Here is a 23,428-nt window from a genome sequence, read left to right as displayed (position 1 = left end):
ATGGCTGAAGTGAGCTTGCGCAAGGTCGTGAAGCGTTATGACGACGTCGAGGCGGTCAGGGGCATCGATCTCGATATCGCCGACCACGAGTTCGTCGTGCTGGTCGGCCCGTCCGGCTGCGGCAAGTCGACGACATTGCGGATGATCGCAGGGCTCGAGGACATCTCCGACGGAGACATCACCATCGGCGGCGACGTCGTCAACGACGTCCCCCCGAAGGACCGCGACATCGCGATGGTGTTCCAGAACTACGCGCTCTACCCGCACATGACGGTGGCCGAGAACATGTCGTTCGGGCTGCGTCTGAAGCACTATCCGAAGGCCGAGATCAAGAGCCGCGTGGCGGAGGCCGCGCGCATGCTGGATATCGCCGACCTCGTCGACCGCAAGCCCAAGCAGCTCTCCGGCGGCCAGCGCCAGCGCGTGGCGATGGGCCGCGCGATCGTGCGCAATCCCAAGGTCTTCCTGTTCGACGAGCCGCTGTCAAACCTCGACGCCAAGCTGCGCGTGCAGATGCGCATCGAGATCAAGAAGGTGCACCAGAAGGTCCGCACCACGACGGTCTACGTCACCCACGACCAGGTCGAGGCGATGACCCTGGCCGACCGTGTCGTGGTCATGAACAAGGGCCGCATCGAGCAGATCGGCACGCCGAACGAGCTGTACCACAATCCGGCGACACGCTTCGTCGCCGGCTTCATCGGCTCGCCCGCGATGAACTTCGTGCCGTGCCGGCTCGAGGAGGCCAATGGCCGGCTCCACATCCGCCTCACCGACCGCATCGCCTTTCCGCTGCCGCCGGCGCGCGCCGCGCGCTATCAATCCGTGTCGCGAAATGAGCCGCTGCTGCTCGGCATCAGGCCGGAGCACATCACCGAGACCAAGCCGCATGCAGAGCCTGGGATTGAGCCGTTCGAGGCGCTGCTCGACGTCACCGAGCCAATGGGCATGGAGACGCTGGTCTACTTCACCCTCAACGAGACGCCGGTCTGCGGGCGGGTGAACCCCAACGCCGGCGCGCGGGATGGCAGCCCTCTGCGCTTGGCAATGGACCTCAACAACATGCACCTGCTAAACGAGGCGACCGGGCTCGTGATCTGACGAGCACAAGAAGCTTCAAGGGCAGGATATGACCACCAGGACGGCAACCAACAAGAACAAGATCCTCGTCACGGAATCCTTCTCGGCCAAGGGACGCGCGCTACTCGCGGCGCGCGACGACGTCGAGATGATCGAGTTCCCCAACATGATCTCGGCGGCGGACTTTTCTGCGCTGCTCACCTCCCATGCCCCGGTGCATGGCGTCGCCCTCGGTGCGACCCGGTTCGGCGAGCCGGAGCTCGTCGCTGCCGGCGACATGAAGGTCGTGACCCGGATCGGCGTCGGCTTCGACGCGGTCGACGTGCCGGCGCTGAGCCGCCACAAGGTGCCCTTGATGGTCGCGGGCACCGCGAATTCGCCGTCGGTCGCCGAGCAAGCGCTGTTCATGATGCTGACGCTGGCCAAGCGCGCCAACGAGATGCATGCGATGGTCAGGGACGGCACCTGGGGCGCGCGGCTCGGTGTGCTGCCGTTCGATCTGTACGGCAAGACCGTGCTGATCATCGGCTTCGGCCGCATCGGCACCCGCACCGCCAAGCGCTGCCTGGCGATGGAGATGCAGGTCCTGGTCTACGACCCCTACAAGCCGGCCGCCGACATCACCGCCGCCGGCTGCGAGCCGGTGACCGACCTCGACGCCGCGCTGCCGCGCGCCGATTTCGTCAGCATCCACTGCCCGAAGACGCCGGAGACCATCGGCCTGTTCAATGCAGCGCGTCTGCGGCTGATGAAGCCTTCCGCCTATCTGATCAACACCGCGCGCGGTGGCCTGATCGACGAGGCAGCGCTGTACGACGCGCTGGTGTCCGGCCGCCTCGCCGGCGCCGGCCTCGACGTGTTCGAGCAGGAGCCGCCGCCGGTCGGCCACGCGCTGCATGCGCTGCCCAACGTGATCATGGCGCCGCACGTCGCCGGCGTCACCCGCGAGGCCGTCGACCGCATGAGCGAGCAGACCGCGCGCAACATCCTGAGTGTGCTCGACGGCGATCCGATTCGGCAGAACGTGATCAATCAGGACGTGCTCTGAGTCGCGGGCTGGCGCCGACTCGCGCTGATAGATCTGCTCAGTACGTGAATGGTCATGGCCGGGCTCCGTCCCGGCCATCCACCTTTGGAGCACGGGCCCTCCTGCACTCCTCGGGATATTCGTCCACCGCTTTGTCGCCCAATTTTGAACGCATTGTTGCATCTCGCCCAGATTTCGCTACAACTATAGCTATTGGCGTCGGCGTTTGCGCGCGTCAGTAGGAACAGAGGCGATCATGAGTGTTGCGACGGAGCACGCGCTCGCAACGATAGCGAGCATCCTCGACAAGCCGGAGTCTGCGAAGCGTGACGACCGGGCGGCCGCGCCTGCTCCCAACTCTCCCGCCAAGAAGGCCGCAGGCACAGTGGTCTCGTTCGATCAGGCCGACGGCTACACCAAGATCGGGCCCGGCCCGATCTCTGCAATCCGCTTCCGCTGGACCGCGCGGCGCGGCGAAGACGGTTACTACGTCGACGAGACCGTCGGGCCGACCTCGATCGCCGTCAGCAGCGGCCCGATGACGGCCGAAGCCGCCATCGACATGGTCGACACCCGTGCGCACGAGGCGGCAGAGCGCTTCGAGGCGCTGAAGAACGAGATGACCGGCAAGGGTGCGTTTGCTCCGGTAGGACCCGGCCGGACCTAGCGCTCGGTCGCTCCGCATCGTTGAATGATGCGCGGCATCGCCTGGTGGACCAGCATCGACCGCCGGCGGCGGCCGTGAGCCGCTCCGAACGGTACGACAGCCGCCTCTGCCCCTCGTCCCGCGACACCGCTTCGTATAAGAAGAACCTCGTCCCACTCAAGCCGAGGTGTCGCATCATGGGGTTCTTCGATCGTCCGCTGTCCGTTCTGACTGGGCTCGTCCTCGTCTGCAGCCTTGCCGTCCCGGCGGCCGCCGAGCAGGCCTCGCGCCTCGACGAGATCATGCAGCGCGGTAGCTTGCGGGTCGGCATGACCGGCGACTACAAGCCCTTCACCTATCTCGACAAGGCCACCGGCAAATTCTCCGGTTTCGACGTCGACATGGCCGAGTCGCTCGGCAAGGCGCTCGGTGTCAAGGTCGAGTTCGTGCCGACCAGTTGGCCGCAACTGATGAAGGATTTCGAGGCCGACAAGTTCGACGTCGCCATGGGCGGCGTGTCGATCACGCTCGACCGCCAGAAGAAGGGCTACTTCTCGACCGCGATCATGCGCGAGGGCAAGACGCCGATCGCTCGCTGCTCGGACACGTCGAAATACCAGACGCTGGCCGATATCGACAGACCGGGCACCCGCGTCGTCGTCAACCCCGGCGGCACCAATGAGCGCTTCGCCCGCGCCAACGTCAAAGCCGCCGACATCCGCGTCCACACCGACAACGTCACCATCTTCGACGAGATCGCCAAGGGCGACGCCGACCTGATGATGACGGACGCGTCGGAGACGCGCTATCAGCAGAAGCTGCATCCCGGCGTGCTCTGCGCCGTCCACCCGGAGAAGCCGTTCGACTTCTCCGAGAAGGCCTACTGGCTGCAGCGCGACATGGCGCTGAAGGCGTTCGTGGACCAGTGGCTCCACATCTCGACCGAGAACGGCAGCTATCAGGCCGTCTACAAGAATTGGTTTGATTGACGTCGGCATTTGCCCCGCGCGACTCCTGCCGGAACCATCGCTTCAAACCCGGCGCGCGCCGGAGTGGCAGGAATTCACGAGACCTTCGGTCGTCATGCCCGGCTCGCCCGGGCATTCACCCCGGCTTGCGGAATCTACCCCATGGGGGTATATCGTGGTCGATGTCGTCGACCCTGGCAGCCATCGCGTCCGCGATGGCGCAGTTTGACCCGTCTCAAGGACTGCCTCCAGAAGCGCAGTAGGGTATGCTGCGGCCAAGGCAAACTCGGATCCTGATGCGGCTTGTTCGGACCATCCTGGCGTTCGCGATCGCCCTCTCGCTGGCGATGCTGCCGATTGGCGCATCGACGGCGGCGGTCGCAATGTCGTCGAACGACATGCAGGCAAGCATGGCCATGGGCGATGGCGCCGACATGTCGATGGACGAGTGCTGTCCTGACGACATGAAGGGGACGAGTTCCCCATCACACGGCGACAAATGTGGGATGGGTTTCTGCTGCGCCGGCGGAGCGGTTGCGCTCGGCGATATCAGGACCATCGTCGTCGCTCCACTCGCCATCGCGGCGACCACGCTGGCACTTCCCGCCGACCAGGTGGCCTCCTTCGATAGCGGCAGTCCTCCTTTCCGGCCTCCTCGAGTCTGATCTCGTACCGACGCGCGCATGCCTGCGCGCCGACCGCTGACGTGCGCGCCATCGGCGCCACGGCCGAGATCCATTCATGAGGACAGGACCATGCTTTCCAGACTCAGCATCGCGGCGTTCGCCGCCACCCTTTCGCTTGCCACACCAGCCGCCCTGGCAGGCGCGACTGACTACACGTTCGAACCGGTCACTCCAGAGATAAAGAAGGGCGACGATGTCACGGTCGCCATTCGTCTCACCAACAAGCAGACCGGCAAGCCGGTCGCCGACGCGGTCATCTTCAAGACGCGCGTCGACATGGCTCCCGACGGGATGGCCGACATGGTGTCGGACGTGGCGCCGCTGCCGTCGAAGGAACCGGGCGTCTACGCCTTCAAGACCGACCTGCCGATGGCCGGGCGCTACCAAGTCACGCTGTCCGCCAAGGTGCAGGGCGAGCCTGAGACGGTCACCGGCAAGGTCATCGTCAAGGCGACGAAGTGAGCTCGCGGGGCGCTCCCGACGAGCGCCCCAGTCTCCCAACGGATAGCGCGCGCCCAGCGCGCCTCACGGTGATGCCATGAACACGTTGCGTCTGCTCGCGACCATTGCGGTCGGTGCTGGCCTCGGCTTGGGTGGGCTCGTATCCATCCAGACCACGCCTCCGTCGTTTCGCGCCCCTCTTGCCGCCGCCGCGGCGGATCGGATGCCGCTGTACTATCGCGACCCAAGCGGTGCCCCCGCTTGGTCGGCGACCCCCAGGAAGGACGATCGCGGGCACGACTATCTGCCCGTCTATGACGACGATCAAGCGGCGCCGGAGCCGGCCAAGCCGAAGCAGCTGGCGGACTCCTCACGCAAGATTCTCTACTACCGCAATCCGATGGGCCTGCCGGACACGTCTCCCACTCCGAAGAAGGACCCGATGGGAATGGACTACGTTCCCGTCTACGACGGCGACGAGGCCGACGACGGCGTGGTGAAGCTGTCGCCCGGCAAGATCCAGCGCAGCGGCGTGAAGTCAACGCCGGTCGAGCGGCGCACGCTCCACGTCGCGGTGAAGGCGCCGGGCACCATCCAGCTCGACGAGCGGCGCATCTCCGTGATCGCGATGCGCGCCGAAAGCTTCGTGCAGAAGGTCGCCGACGTGACGACCGGCACGCGCGTCAGAGCGGGCCAGCCGCTGATGGAGATCTATAGCTCGGCGATCGCGGCGGCCGCCGCCGAATATCTCTCCACCATCAATTCCAACATCGTCGGCGGCAATGCCGCCTATGGCCGCGGCTCGCGCCAGCGGCTGACCAATCTGGACGTGCCGGAGCCGGTCATCGCGGCCATGGAGAAGTCGCACACCGCCCCCGTGACGGTGCAATGGTCGGCACCGCGCGACGGCATCGTGCTCGAGCGCAATGCGATCGAAGGCATGCGGGCCAATCCGGGCGACGTACTGTTCCGCATCGCCGACATCTCGCTGGTCTGGGCCCTGGTCGACGTCGCCGAACGCGATCTCGGCAGCATCGCGGTGGGTCAGCCCGTGATGATCCGCGCGCGCAGCTTCCCGGGGCGGACCTTCGCTGGCGCGATCGCGGTGATCTATCCCCAGGTGAACAAGGACACGCGGACGGCGCGGGTGCGGATCGAGCTCGCGAATCCGGACCTCGCGCTGCTGCCTGACATGTATGTCGATGCCGAGATCGAGACCGCAGCCCCGGCGCCGGTGCTGGCTGTGCCGGCAGATGCCGTGCTCGACACCGGCAGCCGCCAGGCGGTCCTGATCGACAAGGGCGACGGCCGCTACGAGCCGCGCGCCGTCAAGCTCGGCCGCCACGGCGCCGGCTATGTCGAGGTGCGGGACGGTCTGTCGGAGGGCGAGGCGGTCGTCACGTCAGCCAACTTCCTGATCGATGCCGAGAGCAACCTCAAGGCCGCGTTGAAGAGCTTTGCCGAAGCAGCTGAGCAGCAGCCCGCCAACGCCGATCACGCCGGGATGGGAGCGCACAAATGATCGCCCGCATCATCGCCTGGTCCGCGCGCAATCTCCTGCTGGTCCTGTTCGGCACCGGCTTCGCCGCAGCCGCCGGCTTCTACGCGCTCATTCATCTGCCGCTCGACGCGATCCCCGATCTGTCGGATACACAGGTCATCGTCTACACCGAATATCCCGGTCAGGCACCGCAGGTGATCGAGGATCAGGTCACCTATCCGCTGACCACGGCCATGCTCACGGTGCCGAAGTCGAAGGTCGTGCGCGGCTTCTCGTTCTTCGGCGTCTCGTTCGTCTACGTCATCTTCGAGGACGGCACCGACATCTATTGGGCACGCTCGCGCGTGATGGAATTCCTGAACAGCGCAGCGTCGCGGCTGCCGGCGGGAATTGCACCCACGATCGGCCCCGACGCCACCGGCGTCGGCTGGGTCTATCAATACGCCGTCATGTCGAAGGAGCTGAACCTCGCCGACGCCCGCACGATCCAGGACTGGACCCTCAAATTCGCATTGGCCAAGGCGGAAGGTGTCGCCGAGGTCGCGAGCATCGGCGGCTTCGTCAAGCAGTACAACGTCGTTCTCGATCCGCAGCGGATGCGCGATCGCGGCGTCAGCACGCAGAAGATCCGCGATGCGATCCGTTCCAGCAATGCCGATGTCGGCGGCCGCACCGTCGAGCTCTCGGAGTTCGAATACGTCATCCGCGGCAAGGGCTACATCAAGAATATAAACGACCTCGGCAGCATCGTGCTGAAGACGTCCGGCGGCACGCCGGTGCTGCTGCGCGACGTCGCAACCGTCGAGCTCGGTCCGGACGAGCGGCGCGGCATTGCCGAGCTCAACGGCGAGGGCGAAGTCGCCAGCGGCATCGTGCTGCAGCGCTTCGGCGTCAACGCGCTCGATGTCATCGAGAACGTCAAGAAGCGCTTGCACGAGATCGCGAGCAGTCTGCCAAAATCGGTCGAGATCGTTCCGGTCTACGACCGCTCGAACCTGATCTATGCCGCCATAGCCACGCTCAAGCACACCCTGCTCGAGGAGAGCATCGTCGTCGCCCTCGTCTGCGTCGTCTTCCTGCTGCACGTCCGCAGCGCCCTGGTCGCGATCCTGATGCTCCCGGTCGGCGTGCTCATGGCGTTCGGCGCGATGAAACTGCTTGGGCTCGGCTCGAACATCATGAGCCTGGGCGGCATCGCGATTGCGATCGGCGCCATGGTCGATGCCGCGATCGTCATGATCGAGAACGCCCACAAGCACCTCGAGCGGGCCAAGCCCGACCAATCGCGTGTTCAAATCCTGATCGACGCGGCCGCGGAGGTCGGCCCTGCCCTGTTCTTCAGCCTCCTGATCATCACCGTGTCGTTCATGCCGATCTTCACGCTGGAGTCGCAGGAAGGCCGGCTGTTCAGCCCGCTCGCCTTCACCAAGACGTTCGCGATGGCGGCGGCCGCGCTGCTGTCGGTCACGCTGGTGCCGGCGCTGATGGTGATCTTCGTGCGCGGCAGAATCATTCCCGAGCGCCGCAACGTCATCAACCGCTTGCTGATCTGGATCTACCGGCCCGTCATCAAGGGCGTGTTGCGGGCCAAGACGATCGTAATCCTTGCCGCGGTCGCGGTGCTCGCCATCTCCATCTGGCCGGCGCGCCAGCTCGGCACCGAGTTCATGCCCAGCTTGAACGAGGGCACGCTGCTCTATATGCCCACGACCCTGCCCGGCATCTCCGTGACCAAGGCCGCGGAGCTGATGCAGATGCAGGACCGCATCATCAAATCGTTCCCGGAGGTCGCTTCGGTCTACGGCAAGGCCGGGCGGGCGGCGACCGCAACCGATCCCGCGCCGATCGAGATGTTCGAGACGGTCGTCAACCTCACGCCGAGGGATCAATGGCGCCCTGGCGTCACGATCGACAGCCTGATCGCCGAGATGGACAAGGCGCTGCAATTCCCCGGCGTTTCCAACGCCTGGACGATGCCGATCAAGGCCCGCATCGACATGCTCTCGACCGGCATCCGCACGCCGATTGGCGTGAAGGTGATGGGCACTGATTTGACCGAGATCGATCGTCTGGCAAAGCAGATCGAACGGGTCATCAAGACCGTCCCCGGAACGTCCTCGGCCTATGCCGAGCGCGGCATCGGCGGCTACTACCTCGAGATCACACCCGACCGCGAGGCGCTCGCTCGTTACGGCCTGCTGGTCCAGGACGTCCAGGATACGATCGCGGCTGCTCTCGGCGGCCAGACGGTCACCACCACGGTGGAGGGCCGCCAGCGCTTCACGGTCAACATGAGGTATCCGCGCGATCTCCGCGACAATCCGAAGGCCATCGCCGACGATGTCCTGGTGCCGATGCCGGCCGGCGGCGCCGTGCCGCTCGGCGAGGTCGCCAGGATCGAGCCGGTCCGGGGACCCACCTCGATCCGGACCGAGAACGGACAGCTTGCAACTTACATCTATGTCGACATCCGCGATCGCGACATCGGCAGCTACGTCGCCGACGCGCAGCGCGCCGTCACCGAGAACATCCAGTTTCCAGCCGGCACTTACGTGGTCTGGAGCGGCCAGTACGAATATCTGCAGCGGGCCGCTGCCCGCCTCAAGATCGTCGTCCCCGTGACGCTCTCCATCATCTTCCTGCTGCTCTATCTGAACTTCAGGGCCATGACGGAGACCCTGATCGTGATGCTGTCGCTGCCGTTCGCGCTGGTGGGCGGCATCTGGATGATGTGGTGGCTCGGCTTCAATCTATCGGTCGCCGTCGCGGTCGGCTTCATTGCACTCGCCGGCGTGGCCGCTGAGACCGGCGTCGTGATGCTGATCTATCTCGACCACGCGCTGGCCGAGATGAAAGCCAGGCGGGCCGCTGAGGGCGCGCCCTTGACCCGGCGCGATCTCCAGGACGCGATCATGGAGGGCGCCGTCGAGCGCGTCCGGCCGAAGATGATGACCGTGGTCGCCATCATGGCGGGTCTGCTTCCGATCATGTGGAGCAATGGTACGGGCTCAGAGATCATGCAGCGCATCGCCGTCCCCATGATCGGCGGCATGATCTCATCGACTCTGCTCACTCTGATCGTGATCCCCGCCATTTTCGGTCTGGTGAAAGGACGCGGCCTGTCATCCGGCAGCACAGCGGCGCGCGGCGCCTCTGGCGATGGATCGGAACCGGTGGCAGAGGCGGCTTGAGCCGAAGCTTCGAGACGGAGGTTAGGTCATCGCCCTGCCGCCAGGCTCGCTTGGACACGTCGACGGGACTTGCGGATCGCGCGCTCGCGGTGGCACGCGAGAACAGCCGTCTTCCAATATGCTGCCTTGGGGGAGCTGCGCGACCTGCGTTGCGCCGACAGCGCCATTGCCTCCCCTCGTCTGGCGCAGGACACGTGCTTGCCGAGTGATTACGCCCATTGCGGCACCCTCGGCATAGGTCTGCTGCCAGCTCATCGCGGCCGCGGAATTGGTCGTGCTCTCATTCGACGGACGATGGACGCCGCGCTTGCCTTCGGCCTCACGCGCATCGAGCTGACCGTGCGCGAGGAGAACATGAATGCGATCGCCTTAAGGACGTCGGCTTCCGAGCCGAAGGGCTGCAACGCAACGCCGTCCGCATCGACGGCCGCTATGAGAACGTGATCTCGACGGCGTTCGTGGTAGCGTGAGTGTAGCATAGTGCGATGATTTCGCTGCTGTGGATGTTTCCGGAGGGCATCATCGCGGGGCTTATACAAGACGGCGGTCAGGGTCTCCATTGGGATACTGCGGATTCCGAGATGAGGCCGCAGCCGGAACCTGACATGGAATGTCCAGCAGGACGCAAAACGCAAAGTCCTGCAGTCATTTCAACGCGAAGACCCCTGTCCAGTCCTTGCGCTAAAAATATTCATCTTTCGTTTTTACGGAAACTATGATTGACTGCCGCCATCCCACCTCAACGAGAGGGGCGTTGCGCGCGATCGTCACGACACGCGAGGTGGGGAGGCGATGGCCGCGTTTTGCCGCAGCGTGCTTGCACGCGGACGAACGGCACGGCGCGGACGTGAAATCGCAGCGTCCTGACACCCCGATGCTGGTGTCCAGCGCAATGCGCGCAAGCGCATTGTCGCCATGGTGGCCAACAAGCCCGGCGCACCAGGGAGACTGCGTATAAGCGTTAAGACCGTCGCGCAGGGAATGCCGGATGTTCGGCTGATCCTGTGGTAACTGCCGCCTGCTTTTCTTGTTGCAGGCGGGCCATGGGTGAGGCCCTCACCCGGCATTCCCTGCACCCTCTTCATTCAGAGGGGCGAACTGATGGATCCCTCGGACGCTGGCGCGTCGCGAGAAGGCGACGTCATGTGTGGATCGCTCGCGCGACACATTCGGTGTCGTCCCGGCCTTGAGCCGGGACCCATACTCACAGGCCGTAGTTTGAGGCACAGCCGGAGATGCAGAGGACGACAACAGCACCGCCGGCGGCTATGGGTCCCGGCTCGAAGGCCGGGACGACAGCGGAATGTGGTGTTGGACCTCGGACCACCGCTACGCGGCGGCGGAAGACGAAACCGCCCTCACCCGTTCCGGTACGTGTAGCTGTAGCCGTTGATCGCCGGAGCACCGCCGAGATGGGCGTAGAGCACCTTCGATCCTTCCGGGAAGTAGCCCTTCTTGACCAGGTCGATCATGCCCTGCATCGACTTGCCCTCATAGACCGGGTCGGTGATCATCGCCTCGGTGCGGGCGGCGAGGCGGATGGCCTCGTTGGTCTCGGCGCTCGGCACGCCATAGGCCGGATAGGCGTAGTCATTCAGGATCACGATCTCGTCGTCGCGGACCTTGCGGCCGAGCTCGACGAGCTCGGCGGTGTTGTCGACGATCTGGCGCACCTGGGTGCGGGTCTGCTCCGGCGTGCCGGAGGCGTCGATGCCGATGACGCGGTCGGCGCGGCCGTCGGCGGCGAAGCCGACGATCATGCCGGCCTGGGTCGAGCCGGTCACGACGCAGACGATGATGTAGTCGAACTTGATGCCCATCTCGGCTTCCTGCGCCCTCACCTCCTCGGCGAAGCCGACATAGCCAAGGCCGCCGAACTTGTGCACGGAGGCGCCGGCCGGAATGCCGTAGGGCTTGCCGCCGGCATCCTTCACCGACTGGATCGCATCCTCCCAGCTCTTGCGGATGCCGATGTCGAATCCATCCGGCACGATTCGGCTGTCGGCGCCCATCAGGCGCGTCATCAGGATGTTGCCGACGCGGTCATAGACGGCGTCCTCGTGCGGCACCCAGCTCTCCTGGACGACGACGCACTTCATGCCGATCTTGGCAGCGGTCGCGGCGACCATGCGGGTGTGGTTGGACTGCACGCCGCCGATCGAGACCAGCGTGTCGGCGTTCGACTCGATCGCGTCGGGCACGATGTATTCGAGCTTGCGCAGCTTGTTGCCGCCCATCGCGAGGCCGGAATTGCAGTCGTCGCGCTTGGCGTAGATCTGCACCTTGCCGCCGAGTGCCGCGGTCAGCCGCGGCAGATGCTCGATCGGGGTGGCACCGAAGGTCAGAGGATACTTCTTGAACTTGTCGAGCCGAAGCACGGGTCTCTCCGTGGGTGGATGAAAGGGCCGCCCCAAACATACAAAATTGCCGGGGAAAGGTGCTCTCTTTATCGTTCCTATGTTTCGTGCTTACGTCCACCAAGCTCGACTTTGGCAAGAGATACGTCCTTAGATGACGATAAATGTGAAAGAACCTTCCACCCCGGATCTCGACCGGGTCGATCGGCGCATTCTGCAATTGCTGCAGAAGGACGGCCGCATGACCAATGCCGACCTGGCCGCAGCCGTCCATGTCAGCCCGGCCACCTGCCATCGCCGCACCCAGCGTCTGTTCGAGGACGGCTACATCAGGAGCGTGCGCGCGCAGATCGCGCCGGAGAAGGTCGAGCGCAGCGCGCTGGTGCTGGTCGGCGTCGTGCTCGACCGCTCGACGCCCGAGAGCTTTCGCACCTTCGAGGCCGCGATCCGAAAGCTGAAATTCGTGCTCGACTGTCATCTCGTGGCCGGCGATTTCGACTTCTTCCTGAAGATCCGCGTCCGCGACATGCACGACTTCAATCGGATGCATGGCGACCAACTGATCTCGCTGCCCGGCGTACGCCAGACGCGCACGTTCTTCGTGATGAAGGAGGTCGTCGACAATGCGCCGCTCGATTTCTGAGCAGGTGGCGCATTGAACCGGGGACGCCGCATCAGCGACTTAACTGCGCGTGAGCTCGCTCACATCAGCAACCGACATCGCGGAGACACGGATGAAGAGGCTGTTGGCTGTTGTGGCTTTGGTTCTGGCCAGCAGTGCCGCCGAGGCGCAGTACGTCATCGAATACGGCGGCAAGACGATCCGCATCGATCCCGACCGCGGCACCGTGCAGATCCCCGGGGTCTACGACAATACCGAGCAGAAGAAGACCAAGCGCACCAAGCGCGATCCGGATCCGGCGGCCAGGCCGCAGCCCGGCGCGGACAAGCCGGCCCAGGCGCCAGCCGAGGCGGCCGTTACGCCGGCCCCGCAGCCGCAGGTTCCGGCCGCCGCGGCCCCAGCCCCTGTTCCTCCCGCACCAGCTCCGACGGCAGCCGTACCGGCGACCCCGCCGGTTGCGCCTGCTCCCGTCCAAGCGGCCCCGGCCGCCAACGCCGCGGCACCGGTTGCGCCGCCAGCCGCTGCGACGGCCGTTGTGGCACCTGCTGCGGCTCCGGCTCCTGCCGCCGCGCCGCCGCCACCGCGCCCAGCCCAGACGCCTGCCGTGACCACCGCAGCCGCGCCGCCCGCTGCGGCGCAGACCGCCGGTCGCGATCCCAACTCGCCGGTCGGCATCTGGTTGACCGAGGAGAAGGAGGGCCAGATCCGCATCGAGCCCTGCGGCACCAATCTCTGCGGCTACGCCGTGGATACGAAGACCAACCAGAACGGCGAGCAGATCCTGATCAACATGCGTCCGAGCGACAAGACGCAGGAAAAGAAGTGGACCGGCCGCATCTTCGATCCGAACAGTGGCAGCACCTACGACTCGACCATTGCGCTGAAGGGAATGGACAGTCTGCGCGTGCAGGGCTGCGCCTTCGGCGGCATGTTCTGCGGTGGCCAGACCTGGACGCGGGTGAACTGAGCGCCGCGCCTGCGGTCCACGCTCTTTCAAATGAAAAGCGCGCGGCCTTGCGACCGCGCGCTCGAACTGATCTCGGGCGCTGCTCGGCCTCAGCCGACCGGGGCGGCATATTCCTCGTCGGTGACGTGCTCCATCCACGTCACGTGCTCGCCATTGAGCGATTCATGCATCGCGACGTGGACCATGCCGGTGGTCGGCGCGGCGCCATGCCAATGCTTCTCGCCCGGCGGAATCCAGACGACGTCGCCGGCCTTGATCTCGCGCACCGGCCCGCCCTTGGCCTGCACGCGGCCGACGCCCTGGATGACATAGAGCGTCTGCCCGAGGGGATGGGTGTGCCAGGCCGTGCGAGCACCCGGCTCGAACGCGACACGCGCCGAGGCGACGCGAGCCGGAGCCTGTGGCGTGATGATCGGATCCTGCCAGACCGTGCCCGTAAAGCTTTCCGCCGCCGCGCGGCGGGTGGGGCGAGAGCCCGCGAGATAGACTTCGACCATTGTTCTACCTTTCCTGAATCTGTGCCGTCGATTGATCGGGGCCGTGAACTACTTCTTCGACGCGGAGTAACGCGCCTTGGTCTCTGCGTTCATCGGATAGAGACCCGGCAGCACCGCGCCCTTGTTCACCTCGTCGACGATCCAGGCCTCCATGCGTTCCTGCTCGGGGCCCTCGGCGAGCACGTGATCGAGCATCGCCTGCGGGATCAGCACCGCACCGTCCTGGTCGGCCACGACGACGTCGTTCGGGAACACGGCCACACCGCCGCAGCCGATCGCCTCGCCCCAACCGACGAAGGTCAGGCCGGCGACCGAGGGCGGAGCAGCGTAGCCGTCGCACCATACCGGAAGCCCGGTGCCGAGCACGCCTTCGAGGTCACGCACCACGCCGTCGGTGATCAGCGCGGTGACGCCGCGCTTGACCATGCGGGCACAGAGGATGTCGCCGAAGATGCCGGCGTCCTTGACGCCCATCGCATCGACCACGGCGATGCAGCCTTCGGGCATGGCCTCGATCGCGGTGCGGGTCGAGATCGGCGACGACCAGGATTCCGGCGTCGCCAGATCCTCGCGCGCCGGCACGAAGCGGAGCGTGAAGGCGGGACCGACCAGCCGCTTCTGTCCCGGGCGCAGCGGCTTGGCGCCGCGCAGCCAGACATTGCGCAACCCCTTCTTCAGCAAGACCGTCGTGATGGTCGCGGTTGTGACTTGAGACAGGGTGGCGATGGCTTCGGGGGTGAGGGACATCTTGAGACTGGCGCTCCAAACAGGCTGGCGGAAAAAAGCAGGCGCATCTTGCGAGCGACGAAGGCGGCGTCAAGGGAATGCTCGGTGCGTCCAGCGCATGCGGGGCTTGCGCCCATCCGATAAAGTCTTCTTATCGCCGAGTATCCGATTAATTTATTGAATTTTCGAGACTTTTTGCCTTTGACCCAATTCCACTTGCGATCGAAACGAGCTAGATCAGGGACCATCAACGCGGATCACTTCGGACTCATGGCCGATCCCTTTCCACCTCCCCGCCTGCTGCCCAGCGGCGACAGCGCCGTCACCGTCGAGTTCAGCCGGACCATCGACGAGATCGCCAACCGCCGCGTCCTGGCGCTCGACCATGCAGTGGCAGCGGCCGGGATCGAGGGCATCACGGAGACGGTGCCGACCTATCGTTCGCTGCTCGTGCATTATGATGCTGACGTCATCGACCACGACACGCTCGGGGCAAGGCTGTTGGCGCTGTCGGCCGGGTCGCTCGCGCCGGACAGCGAGGTCAGGCGCTGGCGGGTTCCTGTCTGCTATGGCGGAGAGAATGGCATCGACCTCGAGGATGTCGCGAAGGCGTTGAGTCTCACGCCGGACGAAGTCGTCGCGCGCCATATCGCCAGAACTTATCGCGTCGCAATGATCGGCTTTACCCCCGGCTGGTCCTATTTGTCCGGTCTCGATCCCACGCTGCAGATGTCGCGCCGCCAGAATCCGCGGCTCTCGACGCCGGCAGGCATCATCGCCATCGGCGGCATCCAGACCGGCATCCAATGCCTTGCGGGCCCCTGCGGCTGGCACCTGCTCGGCCGCACCGCGATGCGGACGTTTCAACTGCATCGCGACCCGACCTTCCTGCTCGAGCCTGGCGACGAGGTCAGCTTCTACGCCGTTGACGTGAAGACCTTCACCGAGCAGGAGCGCGCCGCCGAGGGCGGCGAGCTCATTGCCGAGCGGATCGTCGCATGAGCACGCTCGTCGTCTCACAGATCGGCCCGGCAAGCTCGGTCCAGGATGGCGGGCGTTTCGGCGCGCAGCGCTACGGGCTGACGCCGTCCGGTGCAATGGACAAGCTGGCGCTGGCCGCAGCTAACAGCCTCGTCGGCAATGAGCCGATGGCGGCTGCGATCGAGATCGGCCCGTTCGGCGCGACCTTCACGGCGAAGGGCGGCGCGGTGCGCGTGGCGCTCGCGGGCGCGCAACGACCGGCGGATGTTGCCAAGCGGCAGGTCGAGATCAACACGTCGGTGACGCTGAACGACGGAGAGGAACTCACGCTCGGCTTTGCTCGCGGCGGCTCCTTCACCTATCTCGCCGTCGAAGCCGGCATCGCCGGCGAACCGATGTTCAACAGTCTCTCGGTGAATGCACGCGCTGGACTTGGCAGTCCCTACCCGCGGCCGCTCCAGGCCGGCGACGTGTTCGAGGTCGCACCCGCTGGCGACGCGCCGGAACTGCGGATCGATCTGCCGAAAATTAGCGGCGCGATTCGAGTCGTCATGGGGCCGCAGGACGACGAGTTCAGCGACGAGATGAAAGCGCTGTTCCTCGGCAGCGACTGGATGGTCTCGGCGACCAGCGACCGCATGGGCTATCGGCTCGAGGGGCCGCGGATCCGCCACCTGCACGGTCACAACATCGTCTCGGACGGCACCGTGGACGGCAGCATCCAGGTGCCCGGCAATGGTTCGCCGATCGTGCTGATGTCGGACCGCGGCACCAGCGGCGGCTATCCGAAGATCGCGACCGTCATCACAGCCGATTTCGGCCGCCTGGCGCAGACGCCCGCCGGCACGCCGTTCCGCTTCAAGGCGGTGAGCATGGTCGAGGCACAGGCCGAGCTGCGCCGCTATAAGGACCTGTTGCGCAGCCTGCCCGGCCGCGTCACCGCGATCGCGAGCAGCGACTTCAACGTCGATGCGCTGCTCACGGCCAATGTGGCCGGTCATGCCGTCAGCGCAACCGACGCCACCACTTGGCCTGGAGTCACTCCCGATTAGTTTGATCACATCTCACGTTGCTTCGGACCCATCAACGAGCGGACCCTGACATGACCAGCACCGTCGATCTGAACTGCGACCTCGGAGAAGGCTTCGGCCTGTGGGAAATGGGCAATGACGCCGCGATGATCGAGCTGGCGACATCGGTCAACGTCGCCTGCGGCTTTCATGCCGGTGACGCCGACATCATGCGGCGGACGGTCGAGATGGCGAAGGCCAAAGGCGTCAGCGTCGGCGCGCATCCCGGCTATCGCGATTTGCACGGTTTCGGCCGGCGTCCGGTGCCGGGGCTGAAATCATCGGAGATCGAGAACCTCGTCGCCTATCAGATCGGCGCCCTGCAGGCGATCGCCACCGCGGCCGGTCACAAGGTCACGCATGTGAAGGCACACGGCGCGCTGTCCAACGTCGCCTGCGAGGACGACATGACGGCGAATGCCATCGCCAAGGCGATCAAGGCCGTCGATCCCAGCCTGATCTTCGTCGTGCTCGCCAACTCCAAGCTGGTGACCGCGGGCGAGAGGGCCAATCTGAGGATGGCTCACGAGGTGTTTGCCGACCGCGCCTATGGCGACGATGGACTGTTGGTGTCGCGCAGCAAGCCCGGCGCGGTGCTGCACGAGCCCAAGCAGATCGCGGAGCGCGTCGTGCGAATGGTTCAGGACGGCGCCGTGATTTCAGTGAGCGGCAAGGTCATGAAGATGCGCACCGACACCGTTTGCATCCACGGCGATACAGCCGGCGCCGTCGAGATCGCACGCGAGGTCCGCAAGGCACTCGACGCGGCCGCCATCACGGTCGCGCCGTTCAAGAGGTGACGAGAATCAGAACGGATGCGTGAAAGACGTGCCCAGGGTGATCGCGGCAATCAGCGCCATCGCGCTGTAGAAGGCAACCAGCGCGACGGTTGCGCCGCGCTCGCGAATGGCGCGGGCCTGGGGCATGTGTCGCAGGGGCGTCGATATCGTCCGCATGGCCGGTCTCCTGAAGTTCCGGCCATGAGAAAAGCGTTCTCGCGAGCCGGTGCAAGGCAACCGGCGAAATAACGACAAGCCCCCTGTTTTGGGTCCGCTTGGAACCAAAAAATTCTCGGCCAATGTTGCGGCCGAGAATATTCTCCGCCGGGTTCCAGCTCAGTAGACGTCGAGCTGGAACCGGCCCTTCTTCTTCAGGTCTGCGACGAAACTCACCGCCTCGTCCGTCGAACGCGCGCCGAACTGGGCGACGATGTCGACCAGGGCGCGCTCGACGTCCTTGGCCATGCGCTTGGCGTCGCCGCAGATGTAAAGGTGGGCGCCGTCGGCGAGCCAGGTCCACACCTCACGGCCGACCTCGCGCATGCGGTCCTGGACGTAGAACTTCTTGTCGCCGTCGCGCGACCACGCCAGCGACAGCCGCGTCAAGAGGCCCGCGGTCTTCATGGCGTTGAGCTCGTCGGCGTAGAAGAAGTCGCAGTCGCTGCGCTGATGGCCGAAGAACAGCCAGTTCTTGCCCGGCGCGCCGGTCGCCCTGCGATCGAGCAGGAAGGCACGGAACGGCGCAACGCCGGTGCCGGGGCCGACCATGATGATCGGCGTCTTGGGATCGGCCGGCAGCGCGAAGCCATGCGCCTTCTGCACATAGACGCGCAGCTTGTCGCCGGGATTGATCCTCTCGGCCAGGAACGTCGAGGCGAGGCCCAGCCGCTTGCGCTTCCCGATGACGTAGCGGACGCAGTCGACCGTCAGCGACAACTTGCCGGGCGTGGCATTGTGCGACGACGAGATCGAGTAGAGCCGCGGCTGCAGCGGCTCCAGCGCCTCGACGAAGGCTTCGGGATGCGGCCGGACACCGGAGAACTTCTGCAGCACCGCCATCACATCGAGCGTCGCCGCATCGCCATCGGGATCCTCACCCTGCGCCAGTTGCCGCGCCTTCTCGCGGGTCGCGCCGCCGGTGATGAAGGAGATCAGCTCGAACAGCGAATCCGGCGCCGGCGCCAGCGAGACATCCTCCAAGAGGCACTGCCGCAGCGGCTTGCCGTTCACCTCGGTCATGTGCGAGGCGCCGAGCAGCGCGATGATCTGGTCGACCAGGCCGAGATCATTCTTGGCGAAGATGCCGAAGGAATCGCCGACGACGTAGTCGAGCCCGCTCTCTCCCAGATCAAACTCGATGTGCCAGGTCTCTTTCTCCGAGCCCGGCTTGTTGAGCAGGCGCCGCGACAGGAACGTCGCCTCCACCGGATTATCGCGCGAGCGGCCGGGCTCGCTGACGACGACGGAGACGGTGGCCGGCGCGGCAGCAGCGGGCTTGGCGGCCGCCGGAGCCGTGTCGATCTCCTCGTAAAGAGCCTTCAGCATCCGCGCGGTTTCTTTGCCACCGGGGACGCACAGATTCAGCCGCGCCTCGCTGCGACCGGCGATCGCATCCGAATAGTCGTTGCAATTGTAGCCACATTGGCCGCAGTCCTGCTGCGCCATGGCCGCCATCATGCGCCGGCGCAGCGGGCGACCCTCGGCCAGCTTCATGCGTTCGGCGATCGGCATGGTCTGATCGTGCCATGGCGCCTCGCCGTCATCACCGTCGCCTGCGGGCGCGAGCACAGCGCCGTTCTGCGTCGGCGACAATGCTGTCGAGCCGTCTAGACCGAGCGCTCCGGCCAGGAAGCCGTTGAGCCACGAGCGCTGCGCCTCGGAAAATGGCGCCGTCGGAGGAATGATATCGATGTTGGGCATGGGCGTGATCTGGTTCATGCTGACACCTGCGACGAGGTCTGGGCTTCGGCGAGATTGCGCAGCGCTTCGCCGTCGTGACGGCGTGCGAACGAGAGGAAGGTCTCTTCGGGCGAGGCGCGATGGGCGAGATAGGCCTTGAGCAGCTTCTCGACGGTTACAGGCGCATCCGCCGCCTTGAGGTCGCGATAGACCTCGCGGCCGATATCGGTCTGAGGGCCGAAACCACCCCCGGCGAACAGATGATAGCCTTCGACCGTGTCGTCGCCGTCACCAACCGGCACCTTTGCCGCGATCAAGCCGATGTCGCTGATGTAGTGCTGGGCGCAGGAGTGATGACAGCCGGTGAGATGAATGTTCAGCGGCGTGTCGACGTCCACCCTGCTCTCGCACCAGTCGCCGATCTCGGCCGCATGTTTCTTGGTGTTGGATGCTGCGAACTTGCAGCCGGCGTTGCCTGTGCAGGCGATCAGTCCGGCGCGGATGTGCGAGGCCTTGACCGACAGTCCGATCTGCTCGACCGCGGCGCAGGCCAGCGCGACCTTGTCGTCGCGGACGCCCGATAACAGCAGGTTCTGCCACACCGTGAGCCGGATCTCGCCGTCGCCGAGATCCGCTGCGATTCTGGCAAGCGCGCGCATTTGATCCGTGGTCAGCTTGCCCAGCGGCAGCACGACGCCGATCCAGTTCAACCCTTGCTGCTTCTGCTGGTGCACGCCGACATGGGCCATGCGGTCGGAGTCGGGCCGCGGCTCGAGCGCCTCGTCCGGCACGCGCGCAAGCTTGCGGCCAAGCCTCGTCTCGACGGCTTCCATGAACTTGTCGTGCCCCATGTTGTCGAGCACATATTTGAGCCGCGCCTTGAGACGGTTGGTGCGGTCGCCGGTCTCGATAAAGAGCCGCACGATGGCGTCAGCCACCTCGGTCGCCCGCTCCGGCTCGACGATGATTCCGGTCGACTTGGCAAAATCCTTGTGTCCCGTAATGCCGCCGAGGCCGAGTCTGAACCACACGCCGGGCGCAACCCCAAATCCGTCCTTCACCTCGACCGCCGAGAACGCAATGTCGTTGGTGTCCTCGAGCGCCGCGATCTGCCCGGCACCGTCGAAAGCGACGTTGAACTTGCGTGGCAGGCCGTACAGCGAACGGTCGTTGAGGATGTGGAAATGCCATTCGCGCGCATAGGGCCGCGTATCCAGCAATTCCTGCGGATCGATCCCCGCGGTTGGCGTTCCCGTTACGTTGCGGATGTTGTCGGCGCCGGAGCCGCGCGCGGTCAGACCGAGATCCGAGAGTCCCTCCAGCAGCATGACCGCGTGCCTGGGTGGGATTTCGCGCAGTTGCAGGTTTGCCCGCGTGGTGACGTGGCTGTAGGGACCGCAAAGCTCGTCGGCGAGATCGGCGAGGCCGGTCAACTGCCAATGCTTCAGGATGCCGTTGGGGATGCGCAGACGGCACATGTAGGAGTCCTGCGCCGGAGCGACGTGAAACAGGCCGTAGTAGCGCCAACGGAAATTGTCGGCCGTGGATGGCGCGGCATCGTTGCGCGCCTGCTCCTTCAGCCGTTCGTAGGCATCGAACGGATGTCCTTCCCGTTTGACCTTTTCCTGGTCGGCGAGCTTCCGTCCCGACGCGATCACCTTGTCCTGCGCCTTGATGTGGATGGCGTCCGGACCGGTCGGCTCGCTTGCTGTCGGCGCGCCACCCTGGCCGCGTCCTGCGAGCGTGACCTTGAGGCCCGCGGCCAACCCTTCGAGGTAGCGCTTCTGCTCGTCGTTGAAGTCGACTGGCAACGATTCGATTTTCATGATGGCGAACGAAGCTCCAGCGGCCAGGGCGATTGGCGTTCGGGAATGGGATGAGGATCGCATCGTCCGACCGGCCGATATGGCCTGCTTCAGGTGAGCGATCCGACCAGCTTCGTTGCTGCGGAAATCCGACATGGATTGCAGTCAGCGGCGTCTGCGGCGGCCGACTGCACCGCAACATTCAAGTTGCGTGCCAGCGGGACAAATCAAGGAAAAGCGCGAAGAATCAGGTCGCTGCCCGAATCGATGAAGGCGCGTTGTCAGGCTCAAGCCCCGAAATACGGGCACGCCGCCCAAAAATTGGTCGGCGGCGCCCGGTGCCCAGACCCTGATCGGAGCGGTGGATCAGGCCGTCCAGCGGCCGATCTTGAATGCCTTGAGATGGCCGATCACGTCGTCCACCGCAAAAGGCGGACCAGCGAACGCGCCGATGGCGGCATCCGTGCCGACCGCAGCCGTGCCCATCGCCGCGTCGTAGATATCCGGCCGGAACACGCCCATGGCGGTGCCCAGGGCTTCATTGCTGAGGGGAGTCTGGCCCCACCGCACCATCTGGGCATACAGCCATGCCGCCTGGATCTTCTCGGGCCGTCCCGCTTCTTCCCGGCCCACCAGCAGATAGCGCGAGCTTTCGCGGAAGGTGCCATCCGGCGAGATCTTGAGGCGGCCGTCCAGCGTACGCTGGAGCACCTCCGCATCGACGCCGATCCGCTCCGGCTGGGCCAGTATACGCGCGGCCTCCCCATGGTTCTGCTCGATGAAATCGGCGGCCTTGGCGCAGGCGCGGACCAGGCCGGCGAGGGCGCCGGGATTATTGTCAGCCCAGCTCTGCCTGACCGCCAGCACCTTTTCGGCCGCGCGCACCAGCACGTCAGACACGAAGTGGAGAATATGGCCGATGCCGAGATCGACCGCGATCGAGTTCCACGGTGCTCCGACGCAGAACGCATCGACGTGACCGTTGGCGATGCTCTCCACCATGTAGGGCGGCGGCAGCACCACGAGGCGGACGTCCTCATCGGGGTCAACGCCGCCTGCGGCCATCCAGAACCGCAACTGATAGTTGTGGGTCGAGAACGGAAACGTCATGCCGAAAGTCAGCGGCTCGGCGCCGACCTTGCGCCGTTCAGCGACGACGCGCGCCAGGGCCAGCGCCGTCGTCATCGGGTCGAAACGATCACCCTCGAGGTGGGCCATGATTGCCGCATGCAGCGCCGGCGTCACGGTGATCGCGTTGCCGTTCACGCCGAGATTGAACGGCGCGACGATCGGAACCTTGACGTGGCCGATACCAAGACTGGACGCAATGGCCACCGGCGCCAGCAGATGCGCGGCATCGAACAGGCCAATGTTGAGCTTGTCGCGGACGTTCGACCAGGAAACCTCGCGGACGAGGGTGACGTCGAGCCCCTCCGCGGCCGTGAAGCCCTTATCGACGGCGACGATCAGCGCCGCGGCATCGACCAGCGGAATGAAGCCAATGCGAAGCGGGCCGGTCATTTCAACATCTCCGAGGCGGTCAGGATCGATTGTGCGATCTCGCCGATCTTCTTCTTTTCGCGCATGGCTGTGGAGCGCAACAGCACGTAGGCTTCCTCTTCGGTGAAGCCCTTCATCTTCATCAGAATGCCCTTGGCGCGGTCGATCACCTTGCGGTCCTCGAGCGCGGACTTGGCGCGCTCCAGCTCGTCCTGAAGCTTGGAGAACGCATTGAAGCGGGAGATGCAGAGGTCGAGGATCGGCTTGATCCGCTCCTTCTTCAGGCCATCAACGATGTAGGCGGAGACGCCCGCCTCCACCGAGGCCTGGATCGAGGCGGCGTCGCTCTGGTCCACGAACATCGCGATCGGCCGGCGGACGGCGCGGCTGACCTGGAACATCTGCTCCAGCACGTCGCGGCTCGGGTTCTCCAGGTCGATGACGATGACGTCCGGATCCAGGGCATAGATGCGCGCCAGAAGACCCTGCATCTCGCTGACATGCACGACGCCGGTAAAGCCCGCTTCCCGCAAGCCCTCCTCCAGGATGGCCGCGCGGATCGGGCTTTCGTCGACGATCACGATTTTAGGCGATTGCTCGGCGCTCATCGATCACCAGGTTGTCCGGGCCCTCACCCATAGCATGGACGTGGCCGCCTCAAAGCCTTGTCTTTCTGGACAATTCG

Annotated in this window: 22 protein-coding genes; 14 read left to right on the top strand and 8 right to left on the bottom strand. The window is 65.3% G+C overall.

Going from position 1 to position 23,428, the window contains the following annotated elements:
• The 9 genes from QX051_RS01550 to QX051_RS01510 all read left to right on the top strand — a co-directional run bounded on the left by QX051_RS01550 (nucleotide 1) and on the right by QX051_RS01510 (nucleotide 9,984).
• A complete protein-coding gene (locus QX051_RS01550; protein WP_315774760.1) occupies nucleotides 1-1,101 on the top strand; it encodes a sn-glycerol-3-phosphate ABC transporter ATP-binding protein UgpC in 1,101 nt (366 codons plus the stop codon).
• Nucleotides 1,102-1,129: 28 nt separating this feature from the next.
• A complete protein-coding gene (locus tag QX051_RS01545) occupies nucleotides 1,130-2,128 on the top strand; it encodes a hydroxyacid dehydrogenase (protein ID WP_315774759.1) in 999 nt (332 codons plus the stop codon).
• A gap of 235 nt (nucleotides 2,129-2,363) precedes the next feature.
• On the top strand, nucleotides 2,364-2,774 hold the full coding sequence (locus QX051_RS01540) for a hypothetical protein (RefSeq protein WP_315774757.1): 411 nt from the start codon (nucleotides 2,364-2,366) through the stop codon (nucleotides 2,772-2,774).
• A 176-nt stretch (nucleotides 2,775-2,950) separates the two neighbouring features.
• A complete protein-coding gene (locus QX051_RS01535) occupies nucleotides 2,951-3,742 on the top strand; it encodes a transporter substrate-binding domain-containing protein (RefSeq protein WP_315774756.1) in 792 nt (263 codons plus the stop codon).
• A gap of 275 nt (nucleotides 3,743-4,017) precedes the next feature.
• Nucleotides 4,018-4,386 (top strand): hypothetical protein, encoded by a 369-nt coding sequence (locus tag QX051_RS01530; RefSeq protein WP_315774754.1) that lies wholly within the window; start codon nucleotides 4,018-4,020, stop codon nucleotides 4,384-4,386.
• 90 nt (nucleotides 4,387-4,476) lie between these two features.
• Nucleotides 4,477-4,869, top strand: coding sequence for a FixH family protein (locus tag QX051_RS01525; RefSeq protein ID WP_315774753.1), 393 nt, complete (start codon nucleotides 4,477-4,479; stop codon nucleotides 4,867-4,869).
• Nucleotides 4,870-4,945: 76 nt separating this feature from the next.
• The gene (locus QX051_RS01520; RefSeq protein ID WP_315774752.1) at nucleotides 4,946-6,370 is read left to right on the top strand and encodes an efflux RND transporter periplasmic adaptor subunit; all 1,425 of its coding nucleotides are present in this window, start codon (nucleotides 4,946-4,948) and stop codon (nucleotides 6,368-6,370) included.
• A complete protein-coding gene (locus QX051_RS01515) occupies nucleotides 6,367-9,540 on the top strand; it encodes an efflux RND transporter permease subunit (RefSeq protein ID WP_315774751.1) in 3,174 nt (1,057 codons plus the stop codon). Before QX051_RS01520 ends, QX051_RS01515 begins: the two co-directional genes overlap by 4 nt.
• Nucleotides 9,541-9,609: 69 nt before the next feature.
• Nucleotides 9,610-9,984: a GNAT family N-acetyltransferase gene (locus QX051_RS01510; RefSeq protein ID WP_315774750.1), complete on the top strand. Its 375-nt coding sequence runs from the start codon at nucleotides 9,610-9,612 to the stop codon at nucleotides 9,982-9,984.
• A 914-nt stretch (nucleotides 9,985-10,898) separates the two neighbouring features.
• Here the strand turns inward: QX051_RS01510 and QX051_RS01505 are convergent.
• On the bottom strand, nucleotides 10,899-11,918 hold the full coding sequence (locus QX051_RS01505) for a 1-aminocyclopropane-1-carboxylate deaminase (protein WP_315757464.1): 1,020 nt from the start codon (nucleotides 11,916-11,918) through the stop codon (nucleotides 10,899-10,901).
• A 145-nt stretch (nucleotides 11,919-12,063) separates the two neighbouring features.
• Between QX051_RS01505 and QX051_RS01500 the strand changes: the two genes are divergently transcribed.
• Nucleotides 12,064-12,540: an Lrp/AsnC family transcriptional regulator gene (locus QX051_RS01500; RefSeq protein ID WP_315774749.1), complete on the top strand. Its 477-nt coding sequence runs from the start codon at nucleotides 12,064-12,066 to the stop codon at nucleotides 12,538-12,540.
• Nucleotides 12,541-12,631: 91 nt separating this feature from the next.
• On the top strand, nucleotides 12,632-13,486 hold the full coding sequence (locus QX051_RS01495; RefSeq protein ID WP_315774748.1) for a DUF2147 domain-containing protein: 855 nt from the start codon (nucleotides 12,632-12,634) through the stop codon (nucleotides 13,484-13,486).
• A gap of 89 nt (nucleotides 13,487-13,575) precedes the next feature.
• Here the strand turns inward: QX051_RS01495 and QX051_RS01490 are convergent, their stop codons facing one another.
• Together QX051_RS01490 and QX051_RS01485 are read right to left on the bottom strand one after the other, a co-directional pair.
• Entirely contained in the window at nucleotides 13,576-13,983 is a 408-nt protein-coding gene (locus tag QX051_RS01490; protein WP_315774747.1) for a cupin domain-containing protein, read from the bottom strand.
• Between the two features lie 48 nt (nucleotides 13,984-14,031).
• On the bottom strand, nucleotides 14,032-14,730 hold the full coding sequence (locus QX051_RS01485; RefSeq protein WP_315737930.1) for a ribonuclease activity regulator RraA: 699 nt from the start codon (nucleotides 14,728-14,730) through the stop codon (nucleotides 14,032-14,034).
• Between the two features lie 249 nt (nucleotides 14,731-14,979).
• On the opposite strand from QX051_RS01485, the gene pxpB reads away from it, so the two are divergent.
• Genes pxpB through QX051_RS01470 form a run of 3 tightly spaced genes read left to right on the top strand, consistent with a single transcriptional unit; the run spans nucleotide 14,980 to nucleotide 17,560 of the window.
• Nucleotides 14,980-15,711 (top strand): 5-oxoprolinase subunit PxpB, encoded by a 732-nt coding sequence (gene pxpB / locus QX051_RS01480; RefSeq protein WP_315774746.1) that lies wholly within the window; start codon nucleotides 14,980-14,982, stop codon nucleotides 15,709-15,711.
• A complete protein-coding gene (locus QX051_RS01475) occupies nucleotides 15,708-16,742 on the top strand; it encodes a biotin-dependent carboxyltransferase family protein (RefSeq protein ID WP_315774745.1) in 1,035 nt (344 codons plus the stop codon). The genes pxpB and QX051_RS01475 overlap by 4 nt, the downstream gene beginning before the upstream one ends.
• Before the next feature lie 50 nt (nucleotides 16,743-16,792).
• On the top strand, nucleotides 16,793-17,560 hold the full coding sequence (locus QX051_RS01470; RefSeq protein WP_315774744.1) for a 5-oxoprolinase subunit PxpA: 768 nt from the start codon (nucleotides 16,793-16,795) through the stop codon (nucleotides 17,558-17,560).
• A 6-nt stretch (nucleotides 17,561-17,566) separates the two neighbouring features.
• Here QX051_RS01470 and QX051_RS01465 read toward each other — a convergent pair whose 3' ends face one another.
• The 5 genes from QX051_RS01465 to QX051_RS01445 form a co-directional block, all read right to left on the bottom strand.
• Nucleotides 17,567-17,716, bottom strand: a complete 150-nt coding sequence (locus tag QX051_RS01465; RefSeq protein ID WP_315774743.1) for a hypothetical protein — start codon at nucleotides 17,714-17,716, stop codon at nucleotides 17,567-17,569.
• Between the two features lie 159 nt (nucleotides 17,717-17,875).
• Complete coding sequence (locus tag QX051_RS01460) at nucleotides 17,876-19,477, bottom strand: sulfite reductase subunit alpha (RefSeq protein ID WP_315774742.1); 1,602 nt, start codon at nucleotides 19,475-19,477, stop codon at nucleotides 17,876-17,878.
• Complete coding sequence (locus QX051_RS01455; protein ID WP_315774741.1) at nucleotides 19,474-21,264, bottom strand: NirA family protein; 1,791 nt, start codon at nucleotides 21,262-21,264, stop codon at nucleotides 19,474-19,476. Before QX051_RS01455 ends, QX051_RS01460 begins: the two co-directional genes overlap by 4 nt.
• Nucleotides 21,265-21,609: 345 nt before the next feature.
• Nucleotides 21,610-22,764: a CmpA/NrtA family ABC transporter substrate-binding protein gene (locus tag QX051_RS01450; RefSeq protein WP_315774740.1), complete on the bottom strand. Its 1,155-nt coding sequence runs from the start codon at nucleotides 22,762-22,764 to the stop codon at nucleotides 21,610-21,612.
• Nucleotides 22,761-23,351 (bottom strand): ANTAR domain-containing response regulator, encoded by a 591-nt coding sequence (locus tag QX051_RS01445; RefSeq protein ID WP_012044202.1) that lies wholly within the window; start codon nucleotides 23,349-23,351, stop codon nucleotides 22,761-22,763. The genes QX051_RS01450 and QX051_RS01445 overlap by 4 nt, the downstream gene beginning before the upstream one ends.
• Nucleotides 23,352-23,428: the final 77 nt, after the last annotated feature.

It is taken from the genome of Bradyrhizobium sp. SZCCHNR1053, assembly GCF_032381235.1.
Classification (GTDB): Bacteria; Pseudomonadota; Alphaproteobacteria; order Rhizobiales; family Xanthobacteraceae; genus Bradyrhizobium.
Note: the sequence above shows the minus strand (reverse complement) of the source record. Positions and strands in the feature narration are given on the sequence as shown.